Origin of the sequence: Streptomyces gelaticus (genome assembly GCF_014649535.1) — a bacterium.
Classification (GTDB): Bacteria; Actinomycetota; Actinomycetes; order Streptomycetales; family Streptomycetaceae; genus Streptomyces; species Streptomyces gelaticus.
Genome location: NZ_BMTF01000002.1, coordinates 262224 through 274587, shown reverse-complemented (window position 1 = coordinate 274587; position 12364 = coordinate 262224). Strand labels below are relative to the sequence as shown.

Genomic DNA, 12364 nt, shown 5'->3' with positions numbered 1-12364 from the left:
GCGGCAGGGTGTCCAGCGTCAGCACGCACTTCGTAGACGAGGACCCGCCCATGCCCGTGATCGCTCCCCGACGCCGCCGTCTCGGCATCGCAGCCGGGACCGCGCTCCTGACCCTCACCGTCGCAGGTTGTTCCGGCCTCGGCCGGACCGCGGTCGGACCGATCACCTATACGACGGGGCGGGGCGCCGTGATCATGGTCAACAGCCCGTCGGTGAAGGGCTGCCACCGGCTCGCCCCCTCCGGCGCCACGGCAGTGAACAACGGCACCCTGATCGACATCATCCTGTACCGCACGCGCGACTGCACCGGTCCGGGGACGACCTACCTCGCGACGATGCTCAGCGATGTCAAGGGGCTCTCCGCCCTGCCGTGGCGCAGCTACAGCACCGTTCACTGACGAGAACCCCGGGCACGCCCGCGTACGAGTGCGACCAGGGCGGCCGTCCGGTCCCACCGCTCCCGGGCGATCAGCACGAGCACCACGATGAGCAGCGCCGGCATGATCGCGTTCGCCCGGTCCAGCAGCGTCAGCTGGACGACGGAGGCACCCGCCATCAGCCCGCAGAGCGCGATCGCCGCCAATGCGGCCAGGGCCGGGATCAGCAGGGCGATCGCCCCCGCCATCTCCAGCCCCCCGATGGTGTACATGGCGAACTGGCTCCAGCCCATCCGGTCGAAGCTCTCGACCGCCGACTCATGGGCGGTCAGCTTCGCGAACGCGCTGAACCCGAGGAACAGGGCGAGCACGACCCGTGCGACGGCGAGCGCGACGGCGCCGCGGCCGCGCCCCTCGGCCCGGGTGCCCGAATCGGCGGCGGGGGTGTTCCTGGCAAGTGTGGACTTCGGCATCCAGGTCTCCTCGGGGGAAGGCTTCGCAGCGTGTCGCTCACGAAGCAGCGTGTTCCTCACGAGAAGACAGACCCGTGCACGGCCCCGGACTCATCGCTTCCCCGACCGCGGATTCCCTCCGCTCCCGGGCTACTCGGGCACGGCACACACCCATATGCCGTCATCCGTGAGATACCGGTCGACGGCCAGGCCCGCCGCCGCCAGATGCCCCTCGAACTCTTCCTTCGACAGCTCCCGCGACCGGAACGTCTGGGTCCATCGCGCGTCGTCGAAGACGTACTCGGCATGCACCGAGTCCACCCCGTCCCCCACAGGCTCCGCCGAGACGATCCGTACGGTGTATCCGGCCGGATCGGTCCTCTCCCGCGGCAGGTTGCTGTGGTAGTCGGCGCCCTCGCGCTGGATGAGCACGACGCCGCCGTCCTTGACGTGCTTGCGGCAGGTCCGCAGCATCCCCTCACGCACCCGGTCCTCGCTCGTGTGCACCAGGAACGAGGCCAGCATCACCACGTCGAACCTCTCCTCGCCGAGGTCCAGCGACTCGATGGGGCTCCGCACGGTGCGGGCACCCCTGATGTGCTCCAGCATCCGCGCCGACTCGTCCACGGCGGTGACCTCGAAGCCGCGCTCGATCAGCGGATGGGTCACCCGGCCCGCACCGCAGCCCAGCTCCAGAATGCTCGCCCCGGCGGGCACGGCGGCGGCGATCACCTCCGGTTCGTCGCCGACGGACAGCCGTCGGTACAGCTCGACCGCGCAGCCGTCCGGTGTGATCGCCCCGGGGCCCGTCCCTGAATAACCCTCACGCACCAGTTGTCCGCTCATGTACCCACGAACGAACGGCCGTTGACGGCGGTTCCGGCGGCGGATCGATTTCCGTCACCGGACACCGTTCACACCGAGTGACGGGCGACCAGTGCCGCGCTGATGTGCTGGAGATCGGCCGGGCGGGCCGGGGAGAGGCCGGTCAGCCGGTCGATGCGGCGGATGCGGTAGTCGACGGTGTTGGGGTGGATGTGCAGGGCGGCGGCGGTGGCCCGCCGGTCCAGGCCCAGTTCGAGATAGGTCTCCAGGGTGCGCAGCAGCTCCGGCTTCGCCTCCAGGGGCCGTAGCAGCTGGGCGAGCCCGTGCAGGGCCTCGCTGGGCCGGCTGAGCTGGTACTCCAGCAGGACATCGGCCAGCCGGTACAGGCCGGGCGGCCGGCCCGTACGGGCGACCAGGTCGACGATCTCGGTGTTGCGGGCCACGGCGGCCGGCACCGCCTCCGGTTCGGCGGTCTCCGCCGCGGCGATGACGGTCACACCGGCCACGCGGGCCGCCTCCTCGACCAGCGCGCACAGACCGCCCGGTCCGCGCCACGGCGGCGGTGGCTCGGCGGCGGGCAGCAGCACCGTGCCGCCGGAGGCGTCGAGGGCGGTGAGCACCGGCGTACCGGCGAAGTGGTCGAGGGCCGTGCGGACGCGGCGGATCTTGCGCCGGGCCGCGACGCCCGCCCCCGGCCCCGGTGACTGGTTCAGTTCGTCGGGGTGCGGGGCCAGGGCGAGCGTCATCGTGAGGTAGCGGGCGGCCGGGCGCAGCCCGGTGCGGTGGGTGAAGCGGTCCAGGGGTTCGCCGGTCAGCAGGGCGGCCATCAATGCGTGCCGGCCGCCGTGTTCCTGGCTGTCGAGGATCTTCCGGGCCTCCAGGTACGCGCTGCTGACGGCGGAGGTCAGCTGCTGCTGGAGGACCATGATGCGGTCCATGATCTCCAGGACGGCGGGGAGATCGCCGGGGAGCGCCCCCTTCGCGGTCTCCTGCCAGCACATCGCCGTGCCGACCTGGTAGGCGGTGAGGATGGCGTCCAGCGGCACGCCCTCCTCGGCGCGCTCGGCCGCCGAGTCGCGCTGCTGGGCGAGTTCGGCGTCCGTGGCGGGGCGGCGGTGCTCGACGACGTCGGCGAAGAGCCGCAGATTGTGCTGGACGATGTCGGCGATGTCGCCGGAGATCTCCTCGTGCGGCAGCCCGGCGTAGACCGGCAGATCGGCCAGCAGCCGGGCGACGACACGGCCGGTCAGGGCCGGGACGCGGGCGCGCAGATGCGCGGCCACCGGGCGTCCGGCGATCGACAGCGGCCGGCCCTCCGGCTCCTGTGGGGGGCCGTGCTCCCCCGTGATGACGAGCGGCCGATTGTCACGCGTCACAAGTTCCCCCGCAGAAGTCTGCGTTACCCACCAGTTAAACGACGGCTGTTGAGTCTGCATGATGACCGGCGTCACACGCCATGCCACGCCCCGCCCCCCACCGTCGGAGGATTACGTGAACATGCCGCAGAACAAAGGTTTCTGTCGATCCGTCAGGACCATCATGGGCGCGCTCGCCCTGGCCGCTCTGGCCGTGGGAACCGGCGCGGTTCCGGCATCCGCCGCCGAGGACGGCACCACGTCCTATGTCGCGCTCGGCGACTCCATGGCCTCCGGGCCGCTCATCCCGGACATCACGGGGCCGGTGGCCTGCGGGCGCTCGACGCACAACTACCCGCACGAACTCGCGGAGCGCCTCGGAGCGTCGCTGCGCGACGTCACCTGCAGCGGCGCCGCGTCCAAGCACATGACCGAGAAGCAGTCGCTGTCGCTGCTCGACATCCCGATGGGTTCGGCCCCGCCCCAGTTCGACGCGCTGCGCCCGGACACCGACCTGGTGACGCTGACCATCGGCGGCAACGACGCCGGTCTGGTCGGCATCGCGCAGAAGTGCACCACCCTCGACCCGAACGCCACCCCGTGCAAGGAGAAGTACAACGAGGGCGGTGTGGACCAGGTGGGCCTGCGCATCGCGGAGTTCGCGCCGAAGCTGGGTGTCGTACTGGATTCGATCCACCAGCGCTCGCCGCATGCCCGGGTGATCGTCACGGGTTACGGCCTGTACATCAAGGCCGGCGGCTGCTGGCCGCTGCAGCCGGTCCTCCCGGTGGACGCCGACTTCCTCCAGGGCAGTGTCGACCGGATGAACGCGGTGATCGCCGAGCAGAGCGCGGCGCACGGCGCCGAGTACATCGATCTCGCCACGCCCAGCAAGGGCCACGACTCCTGCCAGGCGCCGTCGGACAAGTGGGTGGAGGGCTACGTGCCGACCGCGGCCGCCGCCCCGCTGCACCCCAACCGGAACGGCGAGGCGAACTACGCCGCCGTCATCGGCGCGCACCTCCAGGGGAGCTGACCGTTGCGGCACCGCCTGCTGCGCGGGCTGCTGGCGGCGGCGCTCGGCGCCGCCGCCCTGCTCGTCCCGGACGCCCCCGCGGCACGGGCCGACGGGCCGTCCGAACCCAACTGCGACCCGCTGGCGCCCGTCGAGTGCCTGCTGCCGTTCCCGAACGACTGGTACACCCGGCCCGACCCGGCCACCGACACCGGCCGCCGGGTGTCCTTCGGCGCCACCGCACTGCCGCGCGCCACGGCCGGCCGGCCCGTCGACCCGACGGCCTGGAACCGGTCCGACGGCTTCTCCCCCGGCTCGACGCTGATCGCACACGTCCCAGGTCTCGACCCGGCGGCGACCGGCACCGCCCCGCTCACCGGCATCGGCCGCTCCCTCGCCCCGGACGCCCCCGTGGTGCTGATCGACACCCGGACCGGAGAGCGGTGGCCGTACTGGGCCGAGGCGGACGCCAACGCCACCGACCCCGCGCGCCGGGCCCTGCTGATCCATCCCGCACGCAACTTCCGCGACGGCCACCACTACGCCGTCGCCCTCAGGCACCTCAAGGACGGGGCGGGGCGCACGATCCCGGCCGCCGAGCCGTTCGCCGCCGTCGCCGGGAGGACGCTGTCCGGCGGGCATCCGCTGCGCGCCCGGCAGCGACAGCTGCGCCCGGCCCTGAAGGCGCTGCGCAGGGCCGGAGTACGGTCCGAAGGGCTGTACCTCGCCTGGGACTTCACCGTCGCGAGCACCCGGAGCCTCACCGGCGACCTCTTCACCGTCCGCGACGACGCGTTCCGTCGGCTCGGCGGCCGTTCGCCCGCGTTCGCCGTCACCGGTGTCACCGACTTCACGGCCGGCCAGGACTCCCGGATCGCCCGGGAGGTGACCGGCCGGATCAGCGTGCCCGGCTATCTGGACCTGCCCGGCGGCCCGCCCGGCTCGGTGCTGCACCGCGGCCCGGACGGACTGCCCCGACGGCTCCCGGGAAGCACCCGACTCGCCTCGTTCCGCTGCGAGATACCGCGCTCCGCCTTCCGTACCCCCTCGTACCCCGCGCTCTACGGGCACGGTCTCCTCGGCCGCCGCTCCGAGGTCGCCGCGGGCAACGTCAAGGCGATGGCGGCAGAGCACAACTTCACATTCTGCGCGACGGACTGGATCGGGATGGCCGAGGAGGACATCCCCGTGGTGCTCGGCGCGCTCGCCGACCCGAACCTCTTCCCCGCCGTTCCCGAACGCAGCGAGCAGGGCATGCTGAACGCCCTCTTCCTCGCCCGCGCCCTGATCCACGCCGACGGGCTGACCACCGACGCGGCCTTCCGCGACGCGGACGGCCGCCCGCTCGTCGACATCCGGCACGGCGTCGGGTACGACGGGAACAGCCAGGGCGGAATCCTCGGCGGCGCCCTGGTCGCCGCCTCGCCCGACATCCGGCGCGGGGTCCTCGGCGTCACCGGCATGAACTACGGCCTGCTCCTCAACCGCAGCGTCGACTTCGCGCCGTTCCAGCAGGTCCTGGACCTCTCCTACCCGGACAAGCTGCGCCAGCAGATCGTCCTCCAGCTGTTCCAGATGGTGTGGGACCGCGGCGAGACCAACGCGTACGCGAACCACCTCACCGACCGCCATCAGGTACTGATGCACATCGCGTACGGGGACCACCAGGTCGCCAACGCGGCTGCCGACGTGGAGGCGCGCACCATCGGCGCCCGGCTGATCTCCCCGGCGCTTGCCCCGGACCGCAGTCCGGACGCCGTCCCGTACTGGGGCATCGCGACCGTCGCCTCCGGCCGACTGCCGTACCGGGGGTCCGCGATGACGGTGTGGGACAGCGGCACGCCCACCCCACCGCTCACCAACACCCCGCCCGCCGGGCCCCTTTACGGCCACGACCCGCACTCGGACCCCCGCAATTCGCCGGCCGCACGTCAGCAGAAGGCCACCTTCCTGACCACCGGCCGTGTCATCGATGTCTGCGGCGACACGCCGTGCACCGCCGCCCCCACCTCCTGACACCCCCACACCCCGACAGGGATGCAGACAAGGAGCACCATGCGCACGCACCGCATCACCCAGGCAGCCGTCGCGGCCGTCCTGCTCGCCGGTACGGTCCTCGTCCCGCCCGCCCTCGCCGCCACTCCCGCCGGCGCACCCGCGGCGAGCGCCGGGGCCACCGCGCGGGCCGCCGCCGTGCCGTTCACCGCGGCCACCGCCAACCGCGCCGCCGACGGCGGCTACACGCTCTCCTGGTCCTCCGCCGCCGGTTCGGTGACCGTCACCGCCGTCACCTCCCCCGACGCCACCACCGGCACCACGGTGGGCACCGCGCCCGGCACCGGTTCACTGACCGTCCCCGCCGGAACCCTCACCGAAGCGGGGCGCTGGTACTTCCGGCTGGTGCCGGACAGCGGTGCACCGCTCGTCGTCGCCGAACGCTCGCTCGGGATCGAGTCCGCCCGCAACTTCCGGGACATCGGCGGCTACCGCACCACCGACGGGCGCTGGGTGCGCCCGGGGCTGGTCTACCGCTCCAACAAGATCAACAAGCTCAGCGACGCCGAGCAGCAGCGCCTGCTCTCCCAGCGCCTCACCCTCGACGTGGACCTGCGCAACGCGGTGGAGCGGCACGAGGACCCGGACCGGCTGCCCGCCGGTGTGAAGTACCAGGTCGCCGATGTGGTGTCGCTCAGCCACGGCATCCGCTTCCACGACTCGGCCCTGATGACGCTGGCCGAGGCCATCGCGGCCGGGCTGTTCTCCGGCTCGTCCGACCTCGGCCAGTCCATCGGCTACCCGTTCATGGTCAACTTCGTGGGCGCCGACTACGCCTTCCGCGACCTGCTCACGGCCGTCGCGACGAACGACTCCGGCGCGACGGTCTTCCACTGCAGCTCGGGCAAGGACCGCACCGGCTGGAGCACCGCCGTGCTGCTCACCCTGCTCGGTGTGCCGCGCGAGACCGTCGAGGCGGACTTCCTCGCCAGCAACGACTACCTGGGCAACCCGAAGGCCGTCGAACTGAGCTGGCTGCGCGCGGCTTTCGACGAGGTCGACCATCTGTACGGCGACTTCGACAGCTACATACGCGAGGGCCTGAAGCTCGACGACGCGACGGTGGCCGCCCTGCGCAACAAGCTGCTGACGGACTGACGCACCGTCAATGACCGGTGTACTGACGCGTGGTGCCCCCGCCTTTCACCGGCTGAGGCCCGCCGTCAGTACGCCGGATAGCGGTCGGCCGGCCAGGCCACCGCGTGCTCGAACTCCACGCACAGGTCGTCGGCCAGCTCACTGATCACGCCCCGGCCCTCGGTCGACACCAGCCAGGCCGACGGCAGGTGTACGTCCCCGTGGCGCGCGCCGAGCAGATTGCCGCAGATCGCGCCCGTGGAATCGCTGTCGCCCGAGTGGTTGACCGAGAGCAGCAACGCCCCGGCCACCTGATCGGCGCCGGGCAGCACTAGGGCGCAGTACACCGCGATGGCGAGGGCCTCCTCGGCGACCCACCCGGCACCCAGCGTCTCCACCTTCTCGCCGGTCGGCGCGCCCTGCGCGGCCAGGTCGACGGCGGCCCGCAGCGCCGCCGTCGTCTCCTCGTGCCCCGGGTGGCGGCGCAGCAGCTCCATGGCCCGCAGCACGGCGCCCTCCGTCGAGTCGCCCTCCAGCAGGTGCGCGACGATCGCGGCGAAGGCCCCGGCGGCGTACGCACCGGTGGGGTGGCCGTGGGTGATCTGCGCGCACCAGTAGGCGAGCCGGAAGGCAGCCTCGGCGTCCTGGCCCACCAGCCCGAAGGGGGCCGACCGCATCACGGTGCCGCACCCCTTGGACCCGGTGTTGACGGGTCCGGGCTCACCGAGCCGGTCCTTCGGTTCGGGGACATGGCCGGTCGCGAGCCCGGTCAGGCAGGCGTTGCCGGGCGCCCGGCGCGCGTAGAGCCAGGGCTGCTGCCTGAGCCGGCCGGTACGCACCGGGTCGTCGCCGCCCCGGGCCGGTGGCGCGGGGTGGTTCTGGGTGTCCAGCCAGCGCAGATAGGCGTTGCGTACGATCCGGGTCTCGGCGCCGCCGTCCTCGGTGCCGCCCTTCGCCATCGCCCGGGAATGGGCCCTGATCAGCCCCTCGGCGGTGAACAGGGTCATCTGCGTGTCGTCCGTGACCCGCCCGACGGCCCCTTCCTCGTCCGGGAGCAGCCCCTGTACGCCGTGCTCACCGTGCGCGCGGCGGATACCGGCCAGGGACAGGAACTCCACCGGATTGCCCAGCGCGTCCCCGACGGCCCCACCCAGCAGACAGCCCCGGACCCTCGCCCTGCGGCCTGTGAGGTCCTCCCATGATGTGCCGTTCACGCACACTCTCCCAATCCGACGTCGACAGGTCGTCCCAAAAAGCCGTCGCGGGTCCATCCTGGTAGGAGAGGCGATCGCCATGCGTACCGGCAATGAACCGACGACTGCCCGCAGTCCACTGCGGCTGCGGCTCTGGCTGAGTCTATGGGGGCTGGCCTGGGCCGTTTTCGGCCTGGCCGCCTTCACGATGACCGGCCGGCCGGGCTGGGCCGCCGCCTGCGGCCTGCTGCTCCTGCTCGTCCTCGTGGACCTGACGATGATCGTCCACCACATCCACCAGGGCCCGCACTACCAGCCCGGCCGCGATGTCCCGCCGTACGAACCCGACCACGGCGGGCACGGCAGATACGGCCACTGAGCCGGGCCGGGCTCCCGCGTCCGCCCGGCGCCGCGGCTCAGTCCTGGGCCGGGAAACGGGCCGCCTTCAGGTACTCCGGGTTCGGGTCGAGCGCGGCGGCCAGCCGGAAATGACGGGCGGCCCGGTCCGTACGGCCGGAGCGCTCGAAAGTGCGGGCCAGCGCGAAGTGCGCGAAGGCGTTGTCCGGTTCGCGTTCCAGGACGAGTTCGAATTCGAGCTCGGCGGGGCGCAGCTGGGCGGCGGCGAAGAACGCACGGGCGCGCAGCAGCCGGGCCGCGGTGTTCTCCGGATGGGCCGCGATCACCGAATCCAGCAGCTTGACCGCGCCTCGGGGGTCGCGCGCGGCCAGCAGGTGTTCGGCCGCGCGGAAGTCGATGACGTCTGTCTCCGGGGTCCTCTCGGGCACGGTCTCGTCCTTCCCTTCGTCACCGGGTCCACAACGTCCGGCCGGGGCCCGGTATTCCGCGGCGGGGCCTGCGGACCGGACGGCGGGGTCAGTCTGCCGCGGCCCGCTCGGTCAGCTCCGACCAGACCTTGCGGACCTGCGGCTCCAGGTCCTCCAGCGGTCCGTCGTTGTCGATGATCAGATCGGCCACGGCCCGCCGCTGCTCCCGGGTCGCCTGGGCGGCCATCCGGGCGCGGGCCTCGGACTCGGTCATGCCGCGCAGCCGTACCAGCCGGTCGAGCTGGGTCTCGGGGCTCGCGTCCACGACGACTACCAGGTCGTAGAGCGGTGCCAGACCGTTCTCGGTGAGGAGGGGTACGTCATGCACGACGACCGAGTCGGGCTCCGCGGCCCGCTCCAGCTCGGCGGAGCGGGCGCCGACCAGCGGGTGGACGATCGCGTTGAGAGCGGCGAGCCGGCCGGCGTCGGAGAAGACGATCGAGCCGAGCTTCGGCCGGTCCAGGGTGCCGTCCGCGGTGAGGACGCCGTCGCCGAACTCTTCGACGACGGCCGTGAGCCCGGGTGTCCCCGGCTCGACGACCTCGCGGGCGATCCGGTCCGCGTCGATCAGCACGGCTCCGTATCCGACGAACAGCCGTGACACCTCACTCTTGCCGGCGCCGATCCCACCGGTCAGGCCCACTTTCAGCATGACCGGCAGCCTAGTACGCAAAGGGAGCGGCGGGAGGGGTCAGGCAAAGGGAGCGGCGGGAGGGGTCAGGCAAAGGGAGCGGCGGGAGGGGTCAGGCAAAGGGAGCGGCGGGAGGGGTCAGGCGTCCCCCTCGCGCTCCGCGAGGAACCGTTCGAATTCGAGGCCGATCTCGTCGGCAGACGGCAGGTCCACCGGCTCGGCCACCAGATTGCCGCGGGTCTCGGATCCGGCGACCGCGTCGTACTGGTGCTCAAGGCCCTCGACGAGCGAGACGAGCTCCTCGTCGCCCTGGTCGATCTGCCGGTCGATCTCGGTCTGGGTGCGGTGCGCCTCCGTGCGCAGGGCATGGGCGACGGCCGGCAGGACCAGGCCGGTCGCGGCCGTGATCGACTCCAGCACGGTGAGCGCCGCGTCCGGATATGCGGAGCGGGCGACGTAGTGCGGCACATGGGCGGCGACACCGAGGACGTCGTGTCCGGCCTCCATCAGCCGGTACTCCACCAGGGCTTCCGCGGAGCCGGGCACCTGCGCCTCGTCGAAGGGGCTGCGATGGCCGGGCATGAGGTCCGTGCGGTTGCCGTGCGGGGTGATGCCGACGGGGCGGGTGTGCGGAACGCCCATCGGGATGCCGTGGAAATTCACCGCGAGGCGGACGCCGAGGCGCTCGACGATCTGCTCGACGGCGGCGGCGAAGCGCTCCCACTCCACATCGGGCTCGGGCCCGGACAGCAGCAGGAAGGGGGCTCCGGTGGCGTCCTGCACGACCCTGACGTCGAGCGTCGGGGTCTCGTAGGCGGCCCAGCGGTCGCGCCGGAAGGTCAGCAGCGGGCGCCGGGCGCGGTAGTCGACGAGACGGTCGTGGTCGAAGCTGGCCACGACCTGGTGCGGCAGCGTTTCGAGCAGGCCGTCCACGATCTGCTCGCCGGTCTCGCCCGCGTCGATGTATCCGTCGAAGTGGTAGAGCATGACCAGGCCGACCGACTCCTGGGCGAGCGCCATGTCGACGACGGCCAGGCCCTTCGGCTCCCATTCGTACAAACTCTGCGGATCAGGCACGGTTACCGCTCCTCCTCGTGTTCCTGGAGAAGAACGTCCGGCAGGGCACACGCATTCCCGGACTGTGCCCTTTCACCCGCCGGTTCATGCCGGTACCAGGGCGGGAATCCGGGCCCCGGCGACAGCGGCGGGCGCCCCGTCCGTCTCACGAGGACACCGGCATCGGCGCCGAAGACACGGGCGTTGACGTTCATGTCGGTGAACAGCCGGGCGGAGAAGCCGAGTTCACGACAGGGGCGGTGCGTCCGGGGTCCTCGCCGGGTTGCGTCACGGGGCGTCAGCTCCCCAGGTAGCCCACATACGTTCCCCCGTTCACCCCCCAACCACTCACTCCTCTCACAACCCCTTCGCGGGCATTGGTCCAGACATTGACACGGCCGCACGGCGTCCCTACCGTCACTGGGCAGCACGTTCAGAGACTCGCCCCACATTCATGTACGAGAACCTCGGACATCTTCGACGGGAAGGCACCCCCATGCGCACCCGCACGCTGCTCCCCGCCCTGCTGGCCACCGCGCTCGCCACCGGCGGCCCCGCGCTCGCCTCCGCCACCACGGCGGGTGCGGCCACGGTCATCGATGTGAGCACCGCCGCCCAGCTCAAGTCCGCTCTCACCGCCGCGGCCCCCGGCGACACGATCCGGCTCGCGGACGGCACCTACACCGGCAACTTCAAGGCGACCGTCCCCGGCACCGCTTCCGCCCGGATCACCCTCACCGGCTCCGCCAGGGCGGTCCTCACCGCCGGCGGAGGCTACGGCCTGCATCTCGACGGCGCCTCCTACTGGACCGTCAAGGGCATCACCGTCACCGGCGGCCAGAAGGGCATCATGGCCGACGCCGCCACCGGCGTCGTCATCGATTCGGTGACCGTGCACGATCTGGACATGGAGGGCGTCCACTTCCGCAAGTCCAGCAAGGACGGCGTCATCAAGAACTCATGGATCCACGACACCGGACACGACGGCCGCGGCATGGGTGAGGGCGTCTACGTCGGCACGGCCGGTGATCTCTCCGACCGGAGCGACCGGGTCCAGATCCTGGGCAACACGATCGGCCCGGGGGTCGGCGGCGAGAACGTCGACATCAAGGAAGGCACCACCGGGGCGAAGATCATCGGCAACACCTTCGACGGCAGCGGGCTGACCGGCGCCAACTACGACGACTCCTGGGTCGATGTGAAGGGCAACGACGTCCTGGTCGAGGGAAACAAGGGCTCCCGTACGACCAACAACGGCTATGAGACCCACACCCAGCAGAGCGGCTGGGGCTGTGGCACCGTCTTCCGCGACAACGCCTCGGACCTGACCGGCGCCAAGGGCGACAAGCAGATCGCGATCAACGTCACCAACTACGGCGCGAGCTGCCCGACCACCGTCCGCAGCAGCAACACGGTGACCGGCGGCAAGGGCCTGACCAACATCACCGTCACGCCGTAACCGCGCCGCGCAAACGGGTGAGGCCCGCTCCCCGAGGGGAGCGGG

The 12364-nt window shown here is 71.8% G+C and carries 13 protein-coding genes; 6 read left to right on the top strand and 7 right to left on the bottom strand.

Features of this window, described 5'->3' with window-relative positions:
- The first annotated feature begins 50 nt into the window (after positions 1-50).
- Positions 51-398, top strand: coding sequence for a hypothetical protein (locus IE107_RS03960; protein ID WP_189541069.1), 348 nt, complete (start codon positions 51-53; stop codon positions 396-398).
- On the opposite strand, the gene IE107_RS03955 is transcribed toward IE107_RS03960, so the two are convergent.
- The 3 genes from IE107_RS03955 to IE107_RS03945 form a co-directional block, all read right to left on the bottom strand.
- A complete protein-coding gene (locus IE107_RS03955) occupies positions 392-850 on the bottom strand; it encodes a DoxX family protein (protein ID WP_189541067.1) in 459 nt (152 codons plus the stop codon). The genes IE107_RS03960 and IE107_RS03955 overlap by 7 nt on opposite strands.
- Before the next feature lie 129 nt (positions 851-979).
- Positions 980-1675, bottom strand: a complete 696-nt coding sequence (locus IE107_RS03950; protein WP_189541065.1) for a class I SAM-dependent methyltransferase — start codon at positions 1673-1675, stop codon at positions 980-982.
- Positions 1676-1743: 68 nt separating this feature from the next.
- Entirely contained in the window at positions 1744-2958 is a 1215-nt protein-coding gene (locus IE107_RS03945) for a PucR family transcriptional regulator (RefSeq protein WP_229866694.1), read from the bottom strand.
- Between the two features lie 187 nt (positions 2959-3145).
- On the opposite strand from IE107_RS03945, the gene IE107_RS03940 reads away from it, so the two are divergent.
- From IE107_RS03940 to IE107_RS03930, 3 genes are read left to right on the top strand one after another with little or no spacing between them, the layout of a single operon-like run.
- A complete protein-coding gene (locus IE107_RS03940; RefSeq protein WP_189541063.1) occupies positions 3146-4045 on the top strand; it encodes an SGNH/GDSL hydrolase family protein in 900 nt (299 codons plus the stop codon).
- A 3-nt stretch (positions 4046-4048) separates the two neighbouring features.
- On the top strand, positions 4049-6040 hold the full coding sequence (locus tag IE107_RS03935; protein ID WP_189541061.1) for a hypothetical protein: 1992 nt from the start codon (positions 4049-4051) through the stop codon (positions 6038-6040).
- 39 nt (positions 6041-6079) lie between these two features.
- On the top strand, positions 6080-7177 hold the full coding sequence (locus tag IE107_RS03930; protein WP_189541059.1) for a tyrosine-protein phosphatase: 1098 nt from the start codon (positions 6080-6082) through the stop codon (positions 7175-7177).
- Between the two features lie 65 nt (positions 7178-7242).
- Here IE107_RS03930 and IE107_RS03925 read toward each other — a convergent pair whose 3' ends face one another.
- Positions 7243-8370: an ADP-ribosylglycohydrolase family protein gene (locus tag IE107_RS03925; protein WP_229866675.1), complete on the bottom strand. Its 1128-nt coding sequence runs from the start codon at positions 8368-8370 to the stop codon at positions 7243-7245.
- 79 nt (positions 8371-8449) lie between these two features.
- On the opposite strand from IE107_RS03925, the gene IE107_RS03920 reads away from it, so the two are divergent.
- Complete coding sequence (locus tag IE107_RS03920; protein WP_189541055.1) at positions 8450-8728, top strand: DUF6343 family protein; 279 nt, start codon at positions 8450-8452, stop codon at positions 8726-8728.
- A gap of 37 nt (positions 8729-8765) precedes the next feature.
- On the opposite strand, the gene IE107_RS03915 is transcribed toward IE107_RS03920, so the two are convergent.
- From IE107_RS03915 to IE107_RS03905, 3 genes are all read right to left on the bottom strand, one after another.
- Positions 8766-9134, bottom strand: coding sequence for a tetratricopeptide repeat protein (locus tag IE107_RS03915; protein ID WP_124718274.1), 369 nt, complete (start codon positions 9132-9134; stop codon positions 8766-8768).
- 88 nt (positions 9135-9222) lie between these two features.
- Entirely contained in the window at positions 9223-9825 is a 603-nt protein-coding gene (coaE, locus tag IE107_RS03910) for a dephospho-CoA kinase (RefSeq protein WP_189541053.1), read from the bottom strand.
- A 117-nt stretch (positions 9826-9942) separates the two neighbouring features.
- A complete protein-coding gene (locus IE107_RS03905; protein ID WP_189541052.1) occupies positions 9943-10881 on the bottom strand; it encodes a PAC2 family protein in 939 nt (312 codons plus the stop codon).
- A 475-nt stretch (positions 10882-11356) separates the two neighbouring features.
- On the opposite strand from IE107_RS03905, the gene IE107_RS03900 reads away from it, so the two are divergent.
- Complete coding sequence (locus IE107_RS03900) at positions 11357-12319, top strand: right-handed parallel beta-helix repeat-containing protein (protein WP_189541050.1); 963 nt, start codon at positions 11357-11359, stop codon at positions 12317-12319.
- The last annotated feature ends 45 nt before the right edge of the window (positions 12320-12364 follow it).

What these genes read in the sequence shown, in the direction of transcription:
- IE107_RS03960 (WP_189541069.1), top strand. Translation starts at nt 51, where the DNA reads ATGCCCGTGATCGCTCCCCGACGCCGCCGTCTCGGCATCGCAGCCGGG.
- IE107_RS03955 (WP_189541067.1), bottom strand. Translation starts at nt 850, where the DNA reads ATGCCGAAGTCCACACTTGCCAGGAACACCCCCGCCGCCGATTCGGGC.
- IE107_RS03950 (WP_189541065.1), bottom strand. Translation starts at nt 1,675, where the DNA reads ATGAGCGGACAACTGGTGCGTGAGGGTTATTCAGGGACGGGCCCCGGG.
- IE107_RS03930 (WP_189541059.1), top strand. Translation starts at nt 6,080, where the DNA reads ATGCGCACGCACCGCATCACCCAGGCAGCCGTCGCGGCCGTCCTGCTC.
- IE107_RS03920 (WP_189541055.1), top strand. Translation starts at nt 8,450, where the DNA reads ATGCGTACCGGCAATGAACCGACGACTGCCCGCAGTCCACTGCGGCTG.
- coaE (WP_189541053.1), bottom strand. Translation starts at nt 9,825, where the DNA reads ATGCTGAAAGTGGGCCTGACCGGTGGGATCGGCGCCGGCAAGAGTGAG.
- IE107_RS03900 (WP_189541050.1), top strand. Translation starts at nt 11,357, where the DNA reads ATGCGCACCCGCACGCTGCTCCCCGCCCTGCTGGCCACCGCGCTCGCC.